Source organism: Streptomyces sp. NPDC107471 (assembly GCF_055582845.1).
Window position 1 is genome coordinate 448,468 of the sequence record NZ_JBVJPC010000001.1, and the last position, 22,435, is coordinate 470,902.

Annotated in this window: 17 protein-coding genes; 5 read left to right on the forward strand and 12 right to left on the reverse strand. The window is 72.5% G+C overall.

All coding sequences use genetic code 11. From position 1 onward, the window contains the following. The first annotated feature begins 23 nt into the window (after nucleotides 1–23). Nucleotides 24–827 (forward strand): IclR family transcriptional regulator, encoded by an 804-nt coding sequence (locus tag ACZ66S_RS02015; protein ID WP_469898989.1) that lies wholly within the window; start codon nucleotides 24–26, stop codon nucleotides 825–827. Nucleotides 828–1,005: 178 nt separating this feature from the next. After that, nucleotides 1,006–2,193 (forward strand): MFS transporter, encoded by a 1,188-nt coding sequence (locus ACZ66S_RS02020; protein WP_469898990.1) that lies wholly within the window; start codon nucleotides 1,006–1,008, stop codon nucleotides 2,191–2,193. Between the two features lie 64 nt (nucleotides 2,194–2,257). Here ACZ66S_RS02020 and ACZ66S_RS02025 read toward each other — a convergent pair whose 3' ends face one another. The 10 genes from ACZ66S_RS02025 to hrcA form a co-directional block, all read right to left on the reverse strand. Further along, complete coding sequence (locus ACZ66S_RS02025; RefSeq protein ID WP_469898991.1) at nucleotides 2,258–3,247, reverse strand: adenosine deaminase; 990 nt, start codon at nucleotides 3,245–3,247, stop codon at nucleotides 2,258–2,260. 20 nt (nucleotides 3,248–3,267) lie between these two features. Then, the gene (locus tag ACZ66S_RS02030) at nucleotides 3,268–4,200 is read right to left on the reverse strand and encodes a ribonuclease Z (RefSeq protein WP_469898992.1); all 933 of its coding nucleotides are present in this window, start codon (nucleotides 4,198–4,200) and stop codon (nucleotides 3,268–3,270) included. Between the two features lie 6 nt (nucleotides 4,201–4,206). After that, a complete protein-coding gene (locus tag ACZ66S_RS02035; RefSeq protein WP_469898993.1) occupies nucleotides 4,207–4,560 on the reverse strand; it encodes an HIT domain-containing protein in 354 nt (117 codons plus the stop codon). Nucleotides 4,561–4,646: 86 nt separating this feature from the next. Then, entirely contained in the window at nucleotides 4,647–7,847 is a 3,201-nt protein-coding gene (locus tag ACZ66S_RS02040) for a S41 family peptidase (protein ID WP_469898994.1), read from the reverse strand. Between the two features lie 45 nt (nucleotides 7,848–7,892). Continuing rightward, nucleotides 7,893–8,426: a hypothetical protein gene (locus ACZ66S_RS02045; protein WP_469898995.1), complete on the reverse strand. Its 534-nt coding sequence runs from the start codon at nucleotides 8,424–8,426 to the stop codon at nucleotides 7,893–7,895. Between the two features lie 142 nt (nucleotides 8,427–8,568). Continuing rightward, entirely contained in the window at nucleotides 8,569–8,961 is a 393-nt protein-coding gene (locus tag ACZ66S_RS02050) for a VOC family protein (protein WP_469898996.1), read from the reverse strand. Nucleotides 8,962–8,978: 17 nt separating this feature from the next. Then, nucleotides 8,979–9,728 carry a 16S rRNA (uracil(1498)-N(3))-methyltransferase gene (locus ACZ66S_RS02055; RefSeq protein WP_469898997.1) on the reverse strand — a complete coding sequence of 250 codons (750 nt, stop codon included), beginning with the start codon at nucleotides 9,726–9,728 and terminating at the stop codon, nucleotides 8,979–8,981. Beyond that, nucleotides 9,725–10,846 (reverse strand): nitronate monooxygenase, encoded by a 1,122-nt coding sequence (locus ACZ66S_RS02060; protein ID WP_469898998.1) that lies wholly within the window; start codon nucleotides 10,844–10,846, stop codon nucleotides 9,725–9,727. Before ACZ66S_RS02060 ends, ACZ66S_RS02055 begins: the two co-directional genes overlap by 4 nt. Nucleotides 10,847–10,921: 75 nt before the next feature. Continuing rightward, nucleotides 10,922–12,061, reverse strand: a complete 1,140-nt coding sequence (gene dnaJ / locus ACZ66S_RS02065; RefSeq protein WP_469898999.1) for a molecular chaperone DnaJ — start codon at nucleotides 12,059–12,061, stop codon at nucleotides 10,922–10,924. Next, nucleotides 12,062–13,078 carry a heat-inducible transcriptional repressor HrcA gene (gene hrcA / locus ACZ66S_RS02070; protein WP_037716999.1) on the reverse strand — a complete coding sequence of 339 codons (1,017 nt, stop codon included), beginning with the start codon at nucleotides 13,076–13,078 and terminating at the stop codon, nucleotides 12,062–12,064. Between the two features lie 149 nt (nucleotides 13,079–13,227). Here hrcA and ACZ66S_RS02075 point away from each other — a divergent pair, with 149 nt between their 5' ends. Both ACZ66S_RS02075 and ACZ66S_RS02080 read left to right on the forward strand, forming a co-directional pair. Beyond that, nucleotides 13,228–13,959, forward strand: coding sequence for an MBL fold metallo-hydrolase (locus ACZ66S_RS02075; RefSeq protein ID WP_469899000.1), 732 nt, complete (start codon nucleotides 13,228–13,230; stop codon nucleotides 13,957–13,959). A gap of 31 nt (nucleotides 13,960–13,990) precedes the next feature. After that, nucleotides 13,991–14,797, forward strand: coding sequence for a DUF3097 domain-containing protein (locus tag ACZ66S_RS02080; protein ID WP_469899001.1), 807 nt, complete (start codon nucleotides 13,991–13,993; stop codon nucleotides 14,795–14,797). Nucleotides 14,798–14,943: 146 nt separating this feature from the next. Here ACZ66S_RS02080 and hemW read toward each other — a convergent pair whose 3' ends face one another. Both hemW and ACZ66S_RS02090 read right to left on the reverse strand, forming a co-directional pair. Continuing rightward, complete coding sequence (gene hemW / locus ACZ66S_RS02085) at nucleotides 14,944–16,176, reverse strand: radical SAM family heme chaperone HemW (protein WP_469899002.1); 1,233 nt, start codon at nucleotides 16,174–16,176, stop codon at nucleotides 14,944–14,946. Between the two features lie 30 nt (nucleotides 16,177–16,206). Next, on the reverse strand, nucleotides 16,207–18,195 hold the full coding sequence (locus ACZ66S_RS02090; RefSeq protein WP_469899003.1) for a SpoIIE family protein phosphatase: 1,989 nt from the start codon (nucleotides 18,193–18,195) through the stop codon (nucleotides 16,207–16,209). 102 nt (nucleotides 18,196–18,297) lie between these two features. On the opposite strand from ACZ66S_RS02090, the gene ACZ66S_RS02095 reads away from it, so the two are divergent. Then, on the forward strand, nucleotides 18,298–22,428 hold the full coding sequence (locus ACZ66S_RS02095; RefSeq protein WP_469899004.1) for a HAMP domain-containing protein: 4,131 nt from the start codon (nucleotides 18,298–18,300) through the stop codon (nucleotides 22,426–22,428). Nucleotides 22,429–22,435 lie beyond the last annotated feature (7 nt).

Sequence of the window (22,435 nt, forward strand, 5' to 3'; positions counted from 1 at the left end):
GCCGGGCCGTTTACGATCGGCGCATGTCAGAGACAGGGGCCGGGCGCCCGGAGCCCGGCGGTGTCCGCGAGGTCAAGTCGGCGGCCCGCACGGTCGAGCTCCTCGAACTGCTGGCCGAGCGCGGCGACCGCCCGGCCCGCCTCCAGGAGCTCGCGGACGCACTGGACGTGCCCCGCAGTTCGATGTACGCGCTGCTCCAGACCCTGATCTCGCGCGGCTGGGTCCGCACCGACATCACGGGCTCGCTCTACGGCATCGGCATCCACGCCCTGCTCACCGGCACCAGCTATCTGGACTCCGACCCGCGCGTGCGGGTCGTCCGGCCGTATCTCGACGAGGCCTCCCAGGCGCTGGGCGAGACCATCCACATGGGGCGGCTCGACGGCCGGGACGTGGCCTACCTGGCGACGCGCGAGTCGCACGAGTACCTGCGGACCATCAGCCGGGTGGGCCGCCGACTGCCCGCGCACGTCGGCGCGCTGGGCAAGGCGCTGCTGGCCGAGTGGCCCGACGACCGGCTCCCCGAGGGTCCGTACGAGGCCCTCACCCCCAACTCCCACACCACGCGCGACTCCCTGCTGGCCGACCTCGCCGAGGTCCGCGCCCGCGGCTACTCGGTCGACCGCGAGGAGGGCGTCCTCGGGATCGTCGGCTTCGGCTTCGCCCTGCGCTACGACTCCCCCGCGCAGGACGCCGTCAGTTGCTCGGTCCCGGTCGCCCGGCTGACGCCGGACCACGAACAGCAGATCGTCGCGGTCATGCGGGAGATCAGGGGCAAGATCGAGGCGACGGCACCGGGGGCGGGCGGCGCCCCCAGTTGGCGTTAGTGGGCCACGCTTCTACCCGGGTTGCCTCACCCCAAACAGAACGTGAGCCACATCACGCAGCCCGCTCTTCTTCCGCAACCGCGTGCTTGATACAAATTCCTCGCGCGTTCCTGTCCGTCGACGGCTTGCGCCCAACCCCCTTTTCGAGCCGCTTCTTTCGCATGCCCTGGGAACGCCCGTGTCCGCCCCTCGCACCACCCTGCCCTGGCCCCTGGTCGCCCTTTTCACGGCCGGGTACCTCGCCCCCTACCTCCTGCCGACCACCGTCGGCCGCCTCGACTCGGGGCTCGCGCTCACCGCCACCGAGGCCGGTGCCGTCGGCAGCGCGCTGCTGCTGAGTTCGGCGGCGGCGGGCTTCCTGCTCGCCTCCCGCGTCGACCGCGTCGGCCCCCGCGTCCTGGCCCGCCTCGGCCTCACCCTCGCCGTCCTCGGCTACGGCGGCGCCGCCCTCGCCCACCCCGTCCCGGCCGTCGTCGCGGGCGCCCTGATCGGCGGCTTCGGATCCGGTACGTCGACGGCGGTGGCCGCCACCGGCATCGCCGCCCAGCCCGACCCGCACCGTGTCACCACGGTCGGCCTGCTCGGCGTCTCCGCACTCGCCGGCGCGGTCTACCTGACCGTCCCCCACCTGGGCCCCGGCCACGGCCAGCCGCTCGCCGCGATCGCCCTGACCGCACTGGCCGTATGGCCCCTGACGAGCCGTCTCCCGCTGCGCACCGCCCCCGCCCGGGACCGGGAGCCCCGTGCCCCGCTCCCCCACCTGCGTGCCGGGCTGCTGCTGGCCGCGACCCTCCCCTGCTGGTCCCTCGCCCAGAACGCCCTCTGGGGCGTCAGCGGCCGCATCGGCCTCGGCCAGGCCCACCTGTCGGAGGCGACGGTCGGCGCGGTCTTCGCGATCGCGCTCGGCGCGGGCCTGCTGGGCGTGGTCGGCGCGGGCGCCCTCGGCCCCCGGCTGGGCCGCGCGCTCCCCATCGGCGGCGGCACGGTCCTCATCGCCGCCTGCATCGCCCTCAGCGCCTCGGCGACCGACCTGAGGTCCTTCGCGGCCGGCGAGATCGCCTGGAACACGCTCTACCCGATCGTCCTGTCGTACGTCATCGGCCTGGCCGCCTCCCTCGACCCCCGCGGCCGCTGGGCGGTCCTGGTCGGCTCGGCGTCGTCCCTGGGCACGGCGGCGGGCCCCCTGACCGGCAGCCTCCTCGCCTCCCAGGCGGGCTTCCCGGCCATGGGCACGGTCCTGGCAGCGGGCCTGCTGCTGATCGCCGTACCGATGACAGCGGTCGCACTGGGCGCGGGCAGGCGCACCCTCCCGGTGGTGGAGATCCAGGTGGAGACCCAGGCATACGACAAAGCGACGGCCGCGTGAGGGCGTTCAGGGGCGCGGGGAACTGCGCGACCAGCCCCCACCGGCCCGCACCCGACCACGCACCTCAGAACTCGTAAGCGTCGACTTCCGCGAGATACCGAGCTCGCAGCTCCTCGTCATGCTCCAGGAAGGAGGCAAGGAATGAGTTGCGGGCAAGCTCCCGCAACCGCTCCTCACCCAGCCCGAGAGCCTGCTGGACGGCCGCGAAGTTGTCCCCCGCATACCCCCCGAAGTAAGCCGGGTCGTCGGAGTTCACCGTGCACATCAACCCGGCGTCCATCATCGCGCTCAGGGGGTGGTCGCCCAGCACGTCGACCGTCCGGAGCCGCACGTTGGACAGGGGACACAGAGTCAGCGGAACCCGGTCCCGCACCAGACGTGCCACCAGCTCCGGCGACTCCACGCACCGCAACCCGTGGTCGATCCGCTCCACCCCGAGCACATCCAGCGCCTCGGTGATGTACTCCGGCGGCCCCTCCTCACCGGCGTGCGCCACCCGCCGCAGCCCCATGGCGGCGGCGGCCTCGTACACCTCGCGGAACTTCACCGGCGGATGCCCCACCTCGGCGGAGTCGAGCCCGACCCCGACGATCCGGTCGAGGTACGGCTTCGCGGCCTCCAGCGTCTCCAGCGCCGACTCGGCGGACTCGTCCCGCAGGAAGCACATGATCAGGTGCGTGGAGACGCCGTGCACGGACTCGCTGCGCCCCAGCGCCCGCCACAGCCCCTCGACGACGGTCCCCATCCCCACGCCCCGCGCGAGGTGCGCCTGCGGGTCGAAGAAGATCTCCGCGTGCCGCACCCCCTGCGCGGCGGCCCGGGCGAGGTAGGCGTTGGCCAGGTCCTCGAAGTCCCGCTCGGTGCGCAGGACGGCCATGAGCTCGTAGTACAGGTTCAGGAAGGACTGGAGGTCCTCGAACTCGTACGCCTTGCGGAGCTCGTCCGTGGCGGCGTACGGCAGCTCGACGCCGTTGCGCGCGGCCAGCTCGAAGGCCAGCTCCGGCTCCAGGGTGCCTTCGATGTGCAGGTGCAGTTCAGCTTTGGGGAGGGACATCAAAGCATCGTACGACCGGTTTACCGCCGTTTCGGAACCGGTACCCGCAGCAGGTCGTGGGCCACGGTCAGCTCGCCCTCGTACCCGGCCGCCCGTGCCTGCCGTTCGAACTCTCCCCCAGACTCCGTCCGGGAGGTGCCCCCAGGTTCGGAGTAGCGCTGGCTGAAGTGCGTGAGCACGAGATGCCGTACGCCGGCGTCGCGGGCCACGGCCGCGGCCTGACCGGCGGTCAGGTGGCCGTGCTCCACGGCGAGCTGTTCGTCCTCGTCGAGGAAGGTGGACTCGATGACGAGCAGGTCGCAGCCGTCCGCGAGGGCGTGGACGCCGTCGCAGAGGCGGGTGTCCATGACGAACGCGAACCGCTGGCCCCGGCGGACCTCGCTCACGTCGTCCAGGGAGACGCCGTTCACCGAGCCCTGTCTCTGGAGCAGTCCGACGTCGGGGCCCTTGATGCCGTGGGCGGCGAGGCGGTCCGGGAGCATGCGGCGGCCGTCGGGTTCGGTGAGGCGGTAGCCGTAGGACTCGACGGGGTGCGACAGCTTGCGGGCCTCCAGGGTGTAGCCGCCGGTCCGCGCGAGCACCCCGTCCGCCGCGACCGGCGCCTCGGTGAGCTGCACCGTCTCCCGGTACGCCGTCGCGTACCGCAGCCGGTCGAAGAAGCGCTGCCCCGACTTCGGGTAGTGGGCGCTCACCTCGTGCGGGACCCGGTCGAGGTTGATGCGCTGGATCACGCCCGCGAGGCCGAGGGAGTGGTCGCCGTGGAAGTGGGTGACACAGATCCGGTGGAGGTCGTGGGCGGCGACCCCGGCGCGCAGCATCTGGCGCTGGGTGCCCTCGCCGGGGTCGAAGAGGATGCCCTCGCCGTCCCAGCGCAGCAGGTAGCCGTTGTGGTTGCGGTGCCTGGTGGGGACCTGGCTCGCGGTGCCGAGGACGACCAGTTCACGTACGGACACGGGCGGTTACCCGGGGGGCCACTGGAGGCCGCGGCCGCCGATCACATGGGCGTGGGCGTGCCAGACCGTCTGTCCGGCGCCGGAGCCCGTGTTGAAGACGGTGCGGTAGCTCTCCAGCTTCTCCTGCTCCGCGACGGCCTGGGTGGCCTGGAGGACGTCCGCGGCCAGGTGCGGTGCGGCGGCGGCGAGGGCGGCGGCGTTCTCGTGGTGCGCCTTGGGGATCACGAGGACGTGCGTGGGGGCCTGGGGGTTGATGTCCCGGAAGGCGAGGGTCGTCTCCGTCTCCCGGACGATCGTCGCCGGGATCCGGCCCGCCACGATCTTGCAGAACAGGCAGTCGTCCTGGGGTTCCCCTGGCATGGTCGTCCCTTCGCGTTGGGTTTCGGGGGCATCGTATCGTCGGCGGTGCGGGTCGGTCGTGGCTGGTCGCGCAGTTCCCCGCGCCCCTAGGTGGGCAGCCCCGGCGGTGTTTTCGCCGGGCTGCTCTCCAGGGTCTCCAGGGCGATCCGCACCGCCTCGTCCAACTGGGCGTCCCGGCCGGCCGCGTGGTCCTGGGGCCGTTGCAGCACCTCCACGTCCGGGTCGACGCCGTGGTTCTCCACGCCCCACTCGTAGCCCTCCAGCCAGAAGGCGTACTTCGGCTGGGTGATCAGCGTGCCGTCGACCAGCCGGTAGCGGCTGTCGATGCCGATGACCCCGCCCCAGGTGCGGGTGCCGACGACCGGGCCGATGCCCAGCGCCTTGATCGCCGCGTTGACGATGTCACCGTCCGAGCCGGAGAACTCGTTGGCCACGGCGACGACGGGACCGCGCGGCGCGTCCCTCGGGTAGCTGTAGGCGCGCATACCGCGCGGCAGCGCCCAGCCGACGATCCGGCGGGCCAGCTTCTCCACGACGAGCTGGGAGGTGTGGCCGCCGCGGTTCTCGCGCACGTCGACCACCAGGCCCTCGCGGGCCACCTCGACGCGCAGGTCGCGGTGGATCTGGGCCCAGCCGGGGGCCTGCATGTCGGGGACGTGCAGGTATCCGAGCCGGCCGCCGGACTTCTCGTGGACGTAGGCGCGGCGGTCGGCGACCCAGGCGTGGTAGCGCAGGGGCTCCTCGTCGGAGACGGGCACGACCACCGCGTGGCGCAGGTCGCCGCCGCCGGACGGGGAGACGGTGAGCTCGACCGGTTTGCCCGCGGTGCCGACGAGGAGCGGGCCGGGACCGGTGACCGGGTCGACCGGCCGGCCGCCGACCGCCACGATCGCGTCGCCGGCGCGGACCGCCACGCCCGGTGCGGCGAGCGGGGAGCGGGCGGCGGGGTCGGAGGTCTCGGTCGGCAGGATGCGGTCGATACGCCAACTGCCGTCCTCGTGGCGGGAGATGTCCGCGCCGAGCAGCCCCTGGCGGGGCCCGTGGCCGTGACCGCCGCGCGGGGTGACGTAGGCGTGCGAGGTGCCGAGTTCGCCGTGCACCTCCCAGAGGAGGTCGACGAGGTCGTCGTGGGTGGCCAGCCGGTCCAGGACCGGGCGGTAGCGGTCGAGGACGCCCGGCCAGTCGACGCCGCTCATGTCGGGCCGCCAGAAGTGGTCCCGCATGATGCGGCCGGTCTCCTCGTACATCTGCCGCCACTCGGCCGACGGGTCGACGGTCTGCCGGATGCGGCCGAGGTCGACGGAGATGTTCGTGTCGCTGTCGTCGTCGCCCGAGGCACGGCGGTCGCTCGGTACGACCTTCAGACGGCCGTCGGTCCACAGCAGGACCCGCTTGCCGTCACCGCTGACGGCGAAGTGGTCGGCGTCGGCGGCGAGGTGTTCGAGGCGCTGCTGGGCGAGGTCGTAGCGCTGGAGGTCGGTCTTGGGGTCGGGGTCGTCCGGGGTGGCCCGGGAGGAGCCGAGGACGCCCTGGACGGGGTGGCGCAGCCACAGCACGCCGTCCTTGGCCGCGCGCAGGTTGGAGTAGCGGCCGGCCTCCACCGGGAAGGGCACGATCCGGTCGGCGAGGCCGTCGAGGTCGACACGGGTGGTCGGGGTGCCCTCGCTGTCGGGTACCTCGTCCTTGTCCGGGGCCTCGAACGGGCGGCCGTGCCGCTGCGGGCCGAAAGGGGACGGGGTGGTGGCCGCCAGGGTGATCAGGTGCGGGCGGTCGCCGACCACGAACGCCAGGTCGAAGACGTGCTCGTCGTAGACCGGGTCGAAGGACCGGTTGGACAGGAACGCCAGGTGCTTGCCGTCGAGGGTGAAGGCGGGGGCGTAGTCCTGGAAGCGCAGCGGGGTCGCCTCGGTGACCGACAGGTCGGTGGTGTTGGCGAGGCGGAGCTGGCAGAGCGGCTCGGGGCCGGGGTGCGACCAGGCGAGCCAGGCCGAGTCCGGCGAGAAGGTCAGTCCCCGTACGTCGCCGTCCTCGCTGCGGTCCACCTCGCGGACCTCGCCGGTCTCCCGCTCCACGAGCAGGACCCGGCCGTCGTGCGCGGCGACCGCGGCCCTGCTGCCGTCGGGGGCCATCGCGAGACCCAGGACCCGGCCGAGCTGTCCGGCGGCGAGGCGGCGCGGGGTGGCACCGGGGGCGAGGCCGGTGGCGGGCGCGAACTCCAGGGCGTCGTCGCCCTCCGCGTCCGTCACCCACACCACCCACTCCTCGCCCTCCGCGCGGAAGGTGCGCGGCAGCCGGGCGCGGACGCCGGGCTCGGCGGCGAGCGCGCGGGCCGGGCCCGAGCGGTGGGTGACCCAGTGGACGGCTCCGCGCACGGCGACCGCGCTGCCGCGCCCGGTGTGGTCGGGGGCGGCCGAGCCGAACCAGCGGGAGGCGTCCACCGGGAACGGCTGCCGGTCGGCGCGCTGTCCGCCCAGCCGCACCTCCAGGCGGCGCGGTTCGGCGCCGTCGAGGTCGTCGAGGATCCACAGCTCACCGGCTGACGTGTAGACGACGCGGGTGCCGTCGCCGGAGGCGTGGCGGGCGTAGTAGCCGTCGAGAGGGGTGTGCCGGCGCAGGTCGGAGCCGTCGGCGAGGGAGGAGTACACGGCCCCGGTGCCCTCGTGGTCGGAGAGGAAGGCGATCCGGTCCTCCGCCCACACGGGGTATTCCAGGTTTCCGTCCAGCTCCTCATGCAGTCGTACGAACTCGCCGTCGCCGTCGCGGTCGATCCACAGCTTGCCCGCGGTGCCGCCGCGGTACCGCTTCCACCAGGCGGCCTCCCGGCCCATGGGCGCGGACAGGAGCACGGTCGCCGGGCCGTGGGCGACATCGCCGACGGGGCCGTACGGCAGGGTGGTGCCGGGTCCGCCGTCGAGCGGGACGGTGCGGGCCCAACTGCGGCGCAGGCTCGCCTGGCCGTGGGTGGTGATCGCGAGGACCTCACCGTCCGGGGTCCAGCCGCGCACCTGGGTGCGGGCGCTGCCCCAGTGGGTCAGCCTTCTGGACGGTCCGCCGTCGACCGGGGCGATGTGCACCTCGGGGGCGCCGTCGCGGGCGGAGGTCCAGGCGACGGTGGTGCCGTCGGGTGAGATCCGGGGGTGGGTGACCGGCACGTTGTCCGCGCTGACCCGCCAGGCGCGCCCGCCGTCGAGCGGCGCGAGCCACACGTCGTCCTCGGCGGTGAAGGCCACCAACTCGCCCTGCAGATGCGGAAACCGGAGATATGCAGACGTCGCAGGCTGTGTCACCCGATCACCCTATGCACGGCCGGTCCCCCTGCACAGACGTTTCGATCACTTGCCGTCGGGCCAGCACTGCGGGTCGTTCTGGCACCAGATCGTCCTGGTGACGGTCACGGTGACGGTCGGGCCGTTCCGCCCGGGGTTGTTGACCGGGGGCGTGGGCGTGGCGGTGCAGTCGCCGAGGCCCTCGACGTGGAACCACTGCCTGCCGCCCACGGTGGCGGTGAGGTCCCCGCGCACACACGCGCCGCTGACGGTCCGGGTCACCTTGCCCTTGACGGTGATGTCCTTGCCGTCCCGCGTCTTTCCGTCGCAGTCGACGGTGGCGACCGTGTTGACACTGGCGCTCGGTGTCCGGCCGCTGTCGTCGTAGGAGGCCGTGCAGGTCAGCCAACTCACGTCGGCCTTCTGCCGGTTCAGCTCCTTGGTGGCCAACTGGTCGGTGGTGTAGGAGACGGTCGCGGAGCTGACCGCCCCGGCCGGGTCACAGGCGGCGACCCCGCCCACGGCCAGCACGACACCCCCGACCGCACCCGCCACTCGCACCCCGCGCGGCCGACGCCCTTCCCGCCTCAACGCCACCATGAAGGGCAGCCTGCCACCGCGTGCCGTCCGGCGGTAGGGCGCATACGGTCATCGAGCGCGCCGGTTGCGAGTGACCCGGCGTCGACGCGACCGCCGCCGGACGCCGGCCGGGCTGCTGCGAAACCCGCGTCGAGAAGTACCGTCAACCGCGCAGCAGCAGCCACTCCTGGAGTTCCACCAGGTTGCCCTCCGGGTCCTTGAGGTGGGCTGTGCGCATGCGGTCCGTCATGGGGGCGGGGCCCCGCAGCAGGGTGGCGCCGCGGGCGGTGATCTGCTCGCAGTAGGTGTCCAGGGCGTCGACGCGCAGGACCACCAGGGAGCGGTGACCGGTGGCCGTGTCGCCCAGTTCGCCGAGGACCTCCGCCATCATCGAGCGGTCCTGGAGCGCGATGCCCGCCGACCCGGTGGCGGGGCTGAACTTCTCGTACGGTCCCTGCGCCGCCCCCGACTGGGGCTTGAGGCCGAGGACCTCGGCGTAGAAGCGGTAGCAGGCGGCGAAGTCGGTGACCAGCAGGCGCACTTGGGCGAGTTCCACGGACGGTCTCCCAGGGGTCAGGACCAGCGGCCGGTGCGGCCGAGGAGCAGGGCGGTGGCCGCGGTCCCGGCGGTCGAGGTCCGCAGCACGGTCGGTCCGAGGACGTAGGGGCGCGCGCCCGCCTCCTCGAAGAGCGCCAACTCGTCCTTGGCGACGCCTCCTTCGGGGCCGACGACCAGCACGATCTCGCCCCGGTCGGGGAGTTGGGCGGTGGCCAGCGGCGCGCTGCCGCGTTCGAAGTCGGAGTGGAGGACGGCGGCGAAGTCGGCTTTGGCGAGAAGTGCGGCAACCTGCTTGGTGCTCGCCGCGTCCGCGACCTCCGGGAAGCGGACCCGGCGGGACTGCTTGCCGGCCTCGCGGGCGGTGGCCCGCCACTTGCCGAGCGCCTTCAGACCCCGGTCGCCCTTCCACTGGGTGATGCAGCGGGCCGCCTGCCAGGGCACGACGGCGTCGACGCCGACCTCCGTCATGGTCTCGACGGCGAGTTCACCCCGGTCGCCCTTGGGGAGCGCCTGGACGACGGTGATGCGGGGCTGCGCGAGCGGTTCCTCGCTCACCGAGCCGAGCCGGACGACCAGTCGGTCCTTGCCCTCGGCGGCGAGCACCTCGCAGTCGGCCCAGCGTCCGGCGCCGTCGGTGAGGATGACGTCCTCGCCTTGCTGGAGCCGCTTCACGGAGACGGCGTGGCGGCCTTCGGGGCCGTCGAGGACGTACCGTCCGCCGTCACCGGCGTCGAAGTGCTCGACCACGAACACCGGTGCGGTCATCGCAGGTCCCCCTTGCCCGACAACGCTGTCCTGGCGGCGTCGAGTTCGGCCGCGAGTATCTCCACGAGCTGCCCGGCGGGCGCTTCGCGTGCCAGCCGGTGACCCTGGCCCGCCCACAGCGCCATGCCCTGGGCGTCACCGGCCTTGGCGGCGGCCTTGCGGAGCGGGGCGGTCAGGTGGTGCACCTCGGGGTAGGCGGCGGGGGCGTACGGGCCGTGCTCGCGCAGGAATCGGTTGACCAGGCCACGGGCCGGTCTGCCGGAGAAGGCGCGGGTCAGCTCGGTACGGACGTAGAGGGGGTTGGTCAGCGCCTGCTTGTGCACCTCGTGGGCGCCGGACTCGTGCGCGGCGAGGAAGGCGGTGCCGAGCTGGGCCGCGCTCGCGCCGGCGGCGAGGACGGCGGCGATCTGGCTGCCGCGCATGATGCCGCCGGCGGCGACGACCGGAACGGTCACCGTCTCGCGGATCTGGGCGACCAGGGAGAGCAGTCCCAGACCGGAGTTGTCCTGCTCGGGCAGGTCGCGGTGGGTGCCCTGGTGTCCGCCGGCCTCGACGCCCTGCGCGATGACCCCGTCGGCGCCCGCGTACTGCACGGCGAGGGCCTCTTCGGGGGTGGTCGCGGTGACGAGGGTGAAGGTGCCGGCCCGGCGCAGTGCCTCCAGGGCGTCGCTGCTCGGGACGCCGAAGTGGAAGGAGACCACCGGCACGGGGTTGTCGAGGAGTACGGCGAGCTTGGCGTCGTACCCGTCGTCACGGCCGCTGTCGGGGTCGCCCAGCTCGGTGTCGTACCAGGTGGCCTCACCGGCGAGCTGGTGGGCGTAGACCTCCACCGCCGCGGCGTTGAGGGGCGCGGCGTTAGCCGCTCCGGTGGAGCCGGTGCTTGCACCGGGGTACTCGGGCTGGGGCAGGAAGAGGTTGACGCCGAAGGGCCGCTGGGTCAGCCCGCGCACCTGCTTGATCTCCTGGTACATCCCGTCGGCCGTCTTGTACCCGGCGGCGAGGAAGCCGAGCCCTCCCGCCTCGGACACGGCGGCGGCGAGCCGCGGCACGGAGACGCCGCCCGCCATGGGGGCCTGCACGATCGGATGAGGGAAGAGATCGGTCAGTGCGGAGGACATGACGGCATGTTGTCACGTCCTCCGGACAAGTCCGAATCCGACCTCGGGACGGCTCAGGTACGCCGGTCCCGACGCTCAGGTACGCCCGTTGAAAGCGTCCTTAAGCCGGGAGAACAACCCCTGCTGCCCAGGCTGGAACTGTCCCGTGGGACGCTCCTCGCCCCGCAGTTTCGCCAGCTCGCGCAGGAGGCGTTCCTGTTCCGGGTCCAGCTTGGTCGGGGTCTGGACCTCGACGTGGACGATGAGGTCGCCCCGGCCGCCGCCGCGCAGGTGCGTGACACCCCGGGCGTGCAGCGGGATCGACTGGCCGGACTGGGTGCCCGGGCGGATGTCGACCTCCTCCATGCCGTCGAGGGTCTCCAGCGGGACCTTGGTGCCGAGGGACGCCGCCGTCATCGGGATCGTCACCGTGCAGTGCAGGTCGTCGCCGCGCCGCTGGAACATCGGGTGCGGGAGTTCGTGGATCTCGACGTAGAGGTCACCGGCGGGACCGCCACCGGGACCGACCTCGCCCTCGCCCGCGAGCTGGATCCGCGTGCCGTTGTCCACACCGGCCGGGATCTTCACGGTCAGCGTGCGGCGCGAGCGGACCCGGCCGTCGCCGGCGCACTCCGGGCACGGGGTCGGGACGACGGTGCCGAAGCCCTGGCACTGCGGGCACGGGCGGGACGTCATGACCTGGCCCAGGAAGGACCGCGTCACCTGCGACACCTCACCGCGTCCGCGGCACATGTCGCACGTCTGGGCGGAGGTCCCGGGCGCCGCGCCCTCGCCGTTGCAGGTGGAGCAGACGATCGCCGTGTCGACCTGGATGTCCTTCGTGGTGCCGAAGGCCGCCTCGTCGAGCTCGATCTCCAGGCGGATCATCGCGTCCTGGCCGCGCCGGGTCCGCGAGCGCGGCCCCCGCTGCGAGGCCGTACCGAAGAACGCGTCCATGATGTCCGAGAAGTTCCCGAACCCGCCGGCCCCGAAGCCGCCCGCGCCACCGCCGCCGGCCTGCGAGAGCGGGTCGCCGCCGAGGTCGTAGACCTGCTTCTTCTGCGGGTCCGACAGCACCTCGTAAGCGGCGTTGATCTCCTTGAACCGCTCCTGGGTCTTCGGATCCGGGTTGACGTCCGGGTGCAGCTCGCGCGCGAGCCGACGGAACGCCTTCTTGATCTCATCCTGCGACGCGTCGCGGCGCACGCCGAGAACGGCGTAGTAGTCCGTGGCCACTTACGACTCCGCCAGGATCTGTCCGACGTACCGTGCCACTGCGCGTACCGCTCCCATCGTTCCCGGGTAATCCATGCGGGTCGGTCCGACCACGCCGAGCTTGGCGACTGCCTCGCCGCCCGAACCGTAGCCGACCGAGACCACGGAAGTGGAGTTGAGTCCCTCGTAGGCGTTCTCATGACCGATACGGACGGTCATGCCCGAATCCCCGGCCTCACCAAGGAGCTTGAGGAGGACGACCTGTTCCTCCAGGGCCTCCAGGACGGGCCGGATGGTGAGGGGAAAGTCATGTCCGAAGCGGGTGAGATTGGCGGTGCCGCCGATCATGAGCCGCTCCTCGTTCTCCTCGACGAGCGTCTCCAGGAGAGTGGAGAGCACTGTCGTGACCGTACCCCGGTCCTCGACGTCGAAGCCTTCGGGCAGGTCCTCGACGAGCCGCGGCACATCGGCGAACCGCCGCCCGGCGACCCGGCTGTTGAGCCGCGCCCGCAGATCGGCCAGCGAGGCCTCCCCGAAGGGGGCCGGGCAGTCGACCATGCGCTGCTCGACCCGGCCGGTGTCGGTGATCAGCACGAGCATCACGCGCGCGGGGGCCAGCGAGAGCAGCTCCACGTGCCGCACGGTCGAGCGGGTGAGGGAGGGGTACTGCACGACGGCGACCTGCCGGGTGAGCTGCGCGAGCAGCCGCACGGTCCGCGCCACGACGTCGTCGAGGTCCACGGCGCCGTCGAGGAAGTTCTGGATCGCGCGCCGCTCGGGCGCGGTCATCGGCTTGACGCCCGCCAGCTTGTCGACGAACAGCCGGTAGCCCTTGTCGGTCGGGATGCGCCCGGCGCTGGTGTGCGGCTGGGCGATGAAGCCCTCGTCCTCCAGGACCGCCATGTCGTTGCGGACGGTCGCCGGGGAGACGCCGAGGTTGTGCCGCTCGGTCAGGGCCTTCGACCCGACGGGCTCCTCGGTGCCGACGTAGTCCTGGACGATCGCGCGCAACACCTGAAGCCTGCGTTCACTCAGCATCGCGCACACCTCCAGAGGTCGTTCCCTTGGCACCTCGCCTGGCACTCTGTCCGTCCGAGTGCCAACGCTCCCGGGCCAGTGTACGGCGGTGGGGTGCTCCCAGGGCAAGGCTGGTCCTCGCACGACGGTCGTACGGCTAGCGTCGCGGTATGACGGTGACTTGGGAAGAGCTCGGGTGGGAGCGGGTCGCGACCGGGGTGGGGCGGTGCCGGCTGCCCACCTGGGACTGCACGGCGGGCCTGGTGATCGGCGAGGGCACGGCCCTCTTGGTCGACGCGGGCTCCGGCCTCGCGGAGGGCGCCCGGCTGCGCGCGCAGGCCGAGGAACTGGCCGGCCACCGTGTGACCCATCTCGCGCTCACCCACCCCCACTTCGACCATGTCTTCGGTGCGGCGGCGTTCCCGGGGGTGGAGGTGTTCGGCGCGGTGGGCGCGGAGACGGTGCTGGCGGGGCGGCTGGGCCGCGCGGAGCTGCGGGCGGACGCGGTGCGCAACGGACTGGACGCGGCGGTGGCCGACGAGGCGGTGGACGCCCTCGTCTCCCCCCGGCACCACGTCTCGGGCGAGTGGACGCTCGACCTCGGCGGCGGCCGCCAGGTCCTGCTGGCGAACGTCGGCCCGGGCCACACGGCCCACGACCTCGCCGTCCTCGTGCCCGGCGCCCCGGAGGTCGTCTTCTGCGGCGACCTGGTCGAGGAGTCCGGCGAACCGCAGGCGGGCCCCGACGCCATACCGCAGCACTGGCCGGCCGCGCTCGACCGGCTGCTGGAGCTGGGCGGCGAGGACGCGCTGTACGTGCCCGGTCACGGAGCGGTGGTGGACGCAGCCTTCGTACGGGCGCAGCGGGACGCGCTGGCGGAGCGTTTCGGCGTGTCGTGGTGATCCCCCGCGTGGTTCTCCTATCGTCATCCGAATGCGCCAGTACTCCGCCGACCTGACCCCTCCGTGGAAGAAGCCCAAGCCGGTGCCGGAGGTGCCCGCCGAGCCCGGCCTGGTGGTCGAGGAGCCCGGGACCGGCTTCTGCGGCGCGGTGATCCGCTGCGAGGCGGGCACGGTGACCCTGGAGGACCGCTTCGGCAAGCACCGGGCGTTCCCGCTGGAGCCCCGCGGTTTCCTCCTGGAGGGCCGGGTGGTGACCCTGGTCCGGCCTGCGGCCGCGTCTCCCGTACGGCCCTCCCGTACCGCGTCCGGCTCGGTGGCCGTCCCCGGCGCACGCGCACGCGTGGCCCGCGCCGGCCGCATCTACGTCGAGGGGCGGCACGACGCGGAACTGGTGGAGAAGGTCTGGGGCGACGACCTGCGCATCGAGGGCGTCGTCGTCGAGTACCTGGAGGGCGTGGACGACCTGCCGTCGATCGTGACCGAGTTCGCGCCGGGACCGGACGCCCGGCTCGGCGTCCTGGTCGACCACCTGCTGCCCGGCACGAAGGAGTGGCGCATCGCTCAGGAGATGACGAGCGAGCACGCGCTGGTCGTCGGCCACCCGTACATCGACATCTGGGAGGCGGTGAAGCCGTCCTCCCTGGGCATCGAGGCGTGGCCCCGGGTGCCGCACGGCCAGGACTGGAAGACCGGCGTGTGCAAGGCCCTGGGCTGGCCGTCGGAGAACACCGGCGCGGTGTGGCAGGCGATCCTGAAGCGGGTGGGGTCGTACAGGGACCTGGAGCCGGAACTGCTCGGCCGGGTGGAGGAACTGATCGACTTCGTCACGGCGCCTTAGCGGACGGGCGCCGGGCCCCTGAGGGCGACTGGCAGGGTATGCAAGCGACGGCCACCGCAACCCACCCAGGGGCGCGGGGAACTGCGCGACCAGCCAAGAGGCACCCGCAGCCGCCGGACAACACGGCCCCCACCCCAAGTGGGCGCTCAGTCCACCAGGTCCCGCACCACCGCGTCCGCCAGCAACCGCCCCCGAAGCGTCAACACGGCCCGCCCCTCCTCATAGGGCCGGGCCTCCAGCAGCCCCTCCCCCAGCGCCCGGCGAGAAGCGCTCAGCCCCTCCGCCCGCAGCAGCGACAACGGCACCCCCTCCCGCAGCCGCAGCTCCAGCAGGATCCGCTCCACCCGCCGGTCCTCGTCCGAGAGCAGCTCACGCCCGGCGCCCGGGGACCTCCCCGCGGCCAGCGCCGCCGCGTACGCCCCGGGATGCTTCACGTTCCACCACCGCACCCCGCCCACGTGCGAGTGCGCTCCCGGACCCGCTCCCCACCAGTCGGCGCCCCGCCAGTACAGCTCGTTGTGCAGACACCGGCCGGCCTCCGAGGTGGCCCAGTTGGAGACCTCGTACCAGTCGAACCCGGCCTCCGCGAACACCGAGTCCGCGATCAGATACCGGTCCGCGTGCACGTCGTCGTCGGTCATCGGGACCTCGCCCCGGCGGATGCGACGGGCGAGCTGCGTGCCCTCCTCGACGATCAGCGCGTACGCCGACACATGGTCCGGGCCGGCCCCGATCGCTGCCTCCAGGGACGCCCGCCAGTCGTCGTCGGACTCCCCGGGCGTGCCGTAGATCAGGTCCAGGTTGACGTGCGCGAACCCGGCCGCCCGGGCCTCCGCCACGCACGCCTCCGGCCGCCCCGGGGTGTGCGTGCGGTCCAGCACCTTCAGCACGTGCTGCCGCGCGCTCTGCATCCCGAAGGACACCCGGTTGAAGCCGCCCTCCCGCAGGGCGGACAGGTACGCCGGGTCGACGGACTCCGGGTTCGCCTCGGTGGTGACCTCCGCGTCCTGCGCCAGTCCGAACTCGTCACGGATCGCCGCGAGCATCCGGACGAGGTCACCGGCGGCCAGCAGGGTCGGGGTACCGCCCCCGACGAACACCGTGCGCACCGGGCGCGGGTCGTCGCCGAGCACCTTGCGGGCCAGGCGGATCTCGTCGACCAGCGTGTCCGCGTAGTTGTCGCGGGAGGCCAGCACCCCGCCCGAACCGCGCAGCTCGGTCGCCGTGTAGGTGTTGAAGTCGCAGTAGCCGCAGCGGGTCGCGCAGTACGGGACGTGCAGGTAGAAGCCGAGCGGGCGGTCGGCGGACCCGGCGAGCGCGGACGCGGGGAGCGAGCCGTCGTCGGGGACGGGTTCGCCGTCGGGGAGTGCGGAAGGCATGTCCTCCATTGTCCAGCACCCCGCGGACACCTACTCCGCCTGCAGCACCAGCAGCGCCAGGTCGTCCTCCGGCGGCCGCGCCCCGAACTCGTGCACCAGTCGTTTGATCCGCTCCGCGATCAGCTCGGCGTCCAGTCCCGCGCACCCGGCGAGCGCCTCGGCGAGCCCGTCCTCGTCGTCGAACTGCCGGGGCCCGCTGCGCCGCTCGGTCACCCCGTCGGTGACGCACAGCAGGCTGTCGCCGGGCCGCAGCTCGAAGGTCTCGCTGGTGTACGTCTCGTCCTCGACGACCCCGAGCAGGGTCTGCGGCCGCGCGGCCGTACGGACCTCGCCGCCCGCCCCGAGCAGCAGCGGCAGCGGATGTCCGGCGGAGGCGAGGGTGCAGCGCACTCCGCCGTCGAAGGGCGCCAGCTCGCCGTACAGGAGGGACAGGAAGCGGGTCTGCGGGCCGTCGCCGGGGTGCGTGGGGCGTCCGCCCGCGGCCGCCAGGGCGCGCGCGGCGGCGTCCGCGGCCTCCGTCGCGTCGTCGAGGAGCAGTTGGTTGAGGCGGTCCAGGACGTCGGCGACGCGGTAGCCCTCACGGGCCAGCAGCCGCAGCCAGGGCCGCGCCAGCCCGATGACCACGGCGGCCTCGGGCCCCTTGCCCTGGACGTCGCCGACGGCGAAGCACCAGCGGCCGTCACCGGCCGGGAACAGGTCGTAGAAGTCGCCGCTGGGTCCGCCCTTGTCGCACGGCTCGTACACCAGGGCGCTGCGCACCCCGGGGATCTCGGCGACCGCGCCGGGCAGCAGCCCGCGCTGGAGCACCGCGCTGATGGTGGCCTGGCGGGCGTACTGGCGGGCCGCGCCGACGGCGAGGGCGACCCGGCGGCTGAGGTCCTCGACGAGCCCGGTGATCTCGTCGGGGAAGGAGATCAGCCCGGCCCGGCCGATGACCAGGGTGCCCAGCGGGCGGCCGCCGGCGGTGAGGCGGTAGGCGAGCGCGGAGCCGTGCGTGCCGTGCGGGCCCAGCGCCTCGCCGGGCCAGGGGAACGGCACGGGCCCGGGGTGCTCCCGCCCCGGCGGGTCCGGCGGCTCCTTCTCCAGCGCCTGCCGCAGGTCCTCGATCCGGTTCTCGGAGCAGTGCCACACCCGGGCCAGCCGGGGTCCGGAGGCACCGGCCTCGCCCCGGCCCGGCCGGCTCCCGCTCTCACCCGGACGAGGGGATCCCCAGCGGCCGGCGACCTCGTCCTCCAGCCACACCGCGCACCAGTCGGCCAGGCGCGGCACGATGAGCTGTCCGGCGAGCGCGGCGACCAGGTTCTCGTCGAGCTGCCCGGCGAGCAGGTCGGAGGCCTCGGCGAGGAAGGACAGGGCACCGCGGTTGAGCCAGTCCCGGTCCGGCTCGCCCTGGGGAGGGGCCGGGGCGGGTGTCTGGGACGGGGGCGGCTCGGGGGCGAGTATCCCGGCGACCCGCAGCCCCCGCTCGCGTGCCTTCTCCCCCGCGTACGCCTGGATCCCGTCGAGGGTGTCCTTGCCGCCGGCCGGGAGCTGCGCCCACACCGTCTTGGCGCCGGTGCGGTAGGTGACGCCCCAGGTCTCGGCGAGGGCGGCGACCAGGCGCAGCCCGCGTCCGTACTCCGGTGTGCCGAACGCGGGTTCGGAGTCCCCGTCGCGGGGGGCGCGTGAGGGGTGGTGGTCGAGGACCTCGACGACGAGGGCGCCGGTGTGCGCCTCCAGGCGGCAGTCCAGCTCGATGTCGGTGCCCGCGTGCACGACGGCGTTGGTGACCAGCTCGCTGACCACGACCACGGCGTCGTCGGCCTGCCGGTCGGTGAGGAACTCGCTGCCGGGCACGGCGAGTTCGGCCCACTCGGCGACGGCTTCCCGCACCAGGGCCCGGGCAGAGCCCGGGGCGAGCGGACCGCCGGGGAGGGTGACGTGGGTGTGCGCCGGTGCGTGCGGGAGCGCACCACAAGCGCACGCGGGCGGATCGGACGCACGGGCAGCGGACTCCCGTTGCGCAGGAATGGCCCCCATGTCCGTCTCCCCGAGCAGTTCGGACGAATACACCTCAGTCGATGCGGACAGAGTGACAGACTGGCCACGCCCATAAGCGCCGAGTTACCGAAGTGGGCCGCCATGAGTGAGAACAGTGGTACGCCTGTGCTCGAAGAAGGACAGAACGCCGACCGGATTCGAGCATCGGATCTGCGTCCCCTGCTCGCCGCGATGACCGCTGCTCGGGACGGCGACTTCCGCCGGATGCCGGAGTCCGGGGACGGCATCGTGGCCGAACTCTCGGCGATCTTCAACCAACTGGTGGACCGCAACGTCCACTTCACCGGCGAGGTCAACCGGGTGAAGCGGGAGCTGGTGCGGCACGGGCGGCTCGACGAGCGGCTCTCCCCCAGCCCGGGCCAGGGCACGTGGACCTCCCGGGTCGACGACGTGAACCAGCTCCTCGACGCCCTGGTGGCCCCGGCCGCCAACGCGACCCGGGTCCTGGACGCGGTGGCCGGCGGCGATCTGACCCAGCGGGTCGACCTGCACGACGGCAACCGCCAACTGCGCGGTGATCTGCGGCGGCTGGGCCGGGCCGTGAACAAGATGGTCGACCAGCTCTCCCTGTTCACCGGCGAGGTCACCCGGGTGGCCCGCGAGGTGGGCACCGAGGGCCGGCTCGGCGGGCGGGCCAAGGTGACCGGTCTTTCGGGCAGTTGGCGTGACGTGACCGAGGCGGTCAACACCATGGCCTCCCGGCTCACCGCCCAGGTCCGGGACATCGCGCTGGTGACGACGGCGGTGGCCCGCGGCGACCTGACCCGCACGGTCACGGTCGAGGCGACCGGCGAGCTCCTCGAACTGAAGCTGACCGTGAACACGATGGTCGACCAGCTCTCCGCCTTCGCCGACGAGGTCACCCGCGTGGCCCGCGAGGTCGGCACCGAGGGGCAGTTGGGCGGCCGGGCCCAGGTGCGCGGGGTGTCGGGCGTCTGGAAGGACCTCACCGACAACGTCAACTTCATGGCGTCGAACCTGACGTCCCAGGTGCGCAACATCGCCCAGGTGACGACGGCCGTGGCCAACGGCGACCTGTCGCAGAAGATCACCGTGGACGCGCAGGGCGAGATCCTGGAGCTGAAGTCGACCATCAACACCATGGTCGACCAGCTCTCCGCCTTCGCCGACGAGGTCACCCGCGTGGCCCGCGAGGTCGGCACCGAGGGAAACCTCGGCGGCCGGGCCCAGGTGCGGGGCGTGTCCGGCGTCTGGAAGGACCTCACCGACAACGTCAACTTCATGGCGGACAACCTCACTTCGCAGGTCCGCAACATCGCCCTGGTCTCCACCGCGGTGGCCCAGGGCGACCTCGGGAAGAAGATCACGGTGGAGGCGAAGGGCGAGATCCTGGAGCTGAAGTCCACCATCAACACCATGGTCGACCAGCTCTCCGCCTTCGCCGACGAGGTCACCCGCGTCGCCCGCGAGGTCGGCACCGAAGGAAACCTCGGCGGGCAGGCGCAGGTGCGGGGCGTCTCCGGCGTCTGGAAGGACCTCACCGACAACGTCAACTTCATGGCCCTGAACCTGACCTCCCAGGTCCGCAACATCGCGCAGGTGACGACCGCTGTCGCCAACGGCGACCTGTCGAAGAAGATCACGGTCGACGCCCGCGGCGAGATCCTCGAACTGAAGGACACCGTCAACACGATGGTGGAGCAGCTACGCGCCTTCGCCGACGAGGTCACCCGGGTGGCCCGCGAGGTCGGCACCGACGGCCGGCTCGGTGGCCGGGCCCAGGTGCTGGGGGTCTCCGGCGTCTGGCGGGACCTGACCGACAACGTCAACTACATGGCCGACAACCTGACTTCACAGGTCCGCAACATCGCCCAGGTGACGACCGCCGTGGCCAACGGCGATCTCTCCAAGAAGATCGACGTCGACGCGCGCGGCGAGATCCTGGAGCTGAAGACTGCCATCAACACCATGGTCGACACCCTCTCCTCCTTCTCCTCCGAGGTCACCCGGGTCGCCCGCGAGGTGGGCAGCGAGGGCCAACTCGGCGGCCAGGCGCGGGTGGAAGGCGTGTACGGCACCTGGAAGCGCCTGACGACCAACGTGAACGAACTGGCGTCGAACCTGACCACCCAGGTCCGCGCGATCGCCGAGGTGGCCTCCGCGGTGGCCCAGGGCGACATGTCCCGCTCGATCACCGTGGAGACGCAAGGCGAGGTCGCCGAGCTCAAGGACAACATCAACCTGATGGTGGCCAACCTCCGCGAGACGACCCGGGCCAAGGACTGGCTGGAGTCGAACCTCGCCCGCCTGGCCGCCCTGATGCAGGGCCACCGGGACCTGATGGAGGTCGCCGACCTGATCCTGCGCGAGCTGACCCCGCTGGTGAACGCGCAGTACGGGGCGTTCTTCCTGGCCGACCCGGACGAGGACGGCGCCTCGCTGCACACGACCGTCCCGGCGAAGGGACTGGCGTTCATCGCCGGCTACGGCTCGGCGCAGGGCGCCACCGTCGACACCGGCGGCATGCCGGTGCACGGTCTGGTCCGGCAGGCGGCCCGGGAGAAGAAGCGGATCCTGGTGGAGGAGGCCCCGCCGGACTACATCAAGATCAACAGCGGTCTGGGCGAGGCCGCCCCCGCCAGTGTCGTGATCATCCCGATCCTCTTCGAGGACAAGCTCCTCGGGGTCATCGAGCTCGCCTCCTTCTCCCGCTTCTCCGACGTCCACCTGGCGTTCTTCGACCAGTTCGTGAACACCATCGGCGTCGCCATCAACACCATCATCGCCAACTCCCGCACCGAGTCCCTGCTCGGCGAGTCCCAGCGCCTGGCGATGCAGCTCCAGGAGCGTTCGGACGAACTCCAGATGCAGCAGGCGGAGTTGCAGCGCTCCAACGCCGAACTGGAGGAGAAGGCGGCCCTGCTGGCCACCAGCTCCCAGTACAAGTCGGAGTTCCTGGCGAACATGTCCCACGAGCTGCGCACCCCGCTGAACTCCCTGCTGATCCTGGCGAGGCTCCTCTCCGACAACCCGGACGGCCATCTCTCCGACCAGGAGGTGCAGTTCGCGACGACGATCCACCGCTCCGGGTCCGACCTGCTGCAACTGATCAACGACATCCTGGACCTGTCGAAGATCGAGGCCGGCCGGATGGACGTACGCCCCAAGAAGCTGCCGCTCATCAAGCTGCTCGACTACGTCCACGCCACCTTCCGTCCGCTCACCCTGGACCGGGGACTCGCCTTCGAGGTGGCGGTCGGCGAGGACGTACCGCGGGAGATGTACTCGGACGAGCAGCGCCTCCAGCAGATCCTGCGCAACCTGCTCTCCAACGCGATCAAGTTCACCGCCACGGGCCGGGTCGAGCTGCGGGTGAACCGCGTGAAGGACCCCGAGCACAGGTACGTCCGGGACAGCGACGACGTGGTCGCCTTCGCCGTCTCCGACACCGGCATCGGCATCGCGCGGGAGAAACTCCCGGTGATCTTCGAGGCGTTCCAGCAGGCCGACGGCACGACCAACCGCAAGTACGGCGGCACCGGGCTCGGCCTGTCCATCAGCCGGGAGATCGCGGGCCTGCTGGGCGGCCGGATCGTCGCCGAGAGCGAGCCCGGCAAAGGCTCCACCTTCACGCTCTACGTCCCCGTCGTCAGCCCCGGCCACACCGCGACCGGCCCGACCGCCGAGGACCACCCCCTGCCCACCCCGGAGGACCTGTCCACCGAGCCCTACCCGACCGCCCACGACGCCGAGGACTCGTGGCCGGCGCCCACCAGGCTGGAGGCGTGGAAGTCGGGCCGGGCGGGCCAGGTGCTGTCCGGCAGGCGGGTCCTGATCGTCGACGACGACATCCGCAACGTCTTCGCCCTCACCCATGTGCTGGGCCGGGTCGGCATGCCGGTCCTGTACGCGGAGAACGGCCGCGAGGGCATCGAGACCCTGGAGCGCAACCCGGACGTCGAACTCGTCCTGATGGACATCATGATGCCGGAGATGGACGGCTACGAGACCATCGCCGCCATCCGCCGCACCCCGCGCTGGACCGGCCTGCCCATCGTCGCGCTCACCGCGAAGGCGATGCCGGGAGACCGGGAGAAGTCGATCGCGCGCGGCGCCAACGACTACGTACCCAAGCCGGTGGACGTCGACCAGCTCCTGACCGTCGTGTGCGCGCTCCTCGACCCCGAGGGCGCCCCGACGCTGGAGCGGACCGACGCCGAGGAGGCGGTGGTACCGCCCACCGACGACTGAATGAGGC

Bases quoted from the DNA above. Each gene is read 5' to 3' on its own strand.
- ACZ66S_RS02015 (WP_469898989.1), top strand. From the start codon at position 24: ATGTCAGAGACAGGGGCCGGGCGCCCGGAGCCCGGCGGTGTCCGCGAG.
- ACZ66S_RS02025 (WP_469898991.1), bottom strand. From the start codon at position 3,247: ATGTCCCTCCCCAAAGCTGAACTGCACCTGCACATCGAAGGCACCCTG.
- ACZ66S_RS02035 (WP_469898993.1), bottom strand. From the start codon at position 4,560: ATGCCAGGGGAACCCCAGGACGACTGCCTGTTCTGCAAGATCGTGGCG.
- ACZ66S_RS02045 (WP_469898995.1), bottom strand. From the start codon at position 8,426: ATGGTGGCGTTGAGGCGGGAAGGGCGTCGGCCGCGCGGGGTGCGAGTG.
- ACZ66S_RS02055 (WP_469898997.1), bottom strand. From the start codon at position 9,728: ATGACCGCACCGGTGTTCGTGGTCGAGCACTTCGACGCCGGTGACGGC.
- ACZ66S_RS02060 (WP_469898998.1), bottom strand. From the start codon at position 10,846: ATGTCCTCCGCACTGACCGATCTCTTCCCTCATCCGATCGTGCAGGCC.
- hrcA (WP_037716999.1), bottom strand. From the start codon at position 13,078: ATGCTGAGTGAACGCAGGCTTCAGGTGTTGCGCGCGATCGTCCAGGAC.
- ACZ66S_RS02075 (WP_469899000.1), top strand. From the start codon at position 13,228: ATGACGGTGACTTGGGAAGAGCTCGGGTGGGAGCGGGTCGCGACCGGG.
- ACZ66S_RS02080 (WP_469899001.1), top strand. From the start codon at position 13,991: ATGCGCCAGTACTCCGCCGACCTGACCCCTCCGTGGAAGAAGCCCAAG.
- hemW (WP_469899002.1), bottom strand. From the start codon at position 16,176: ATGCCTTCCGCACTCCCCGACGGCGAACCCGTCCCCGACGACGGCTCG.
- ACZ66S_RS02090 (WP_469899003.1), bottom strand. From the start codon at position 18,195: ATGGGGGCCATTCCTGCGCAACGGGAGTCCGCTGCCCGTGCGTCCGAT.
- ACZ66S_RS02095 (WP_469899004.1), top strand. From the start codon at position 18,298: ATGAGTGAGAACAGTGGTACGCCTGTGCTCGAAGAAGGACAGAACGCC.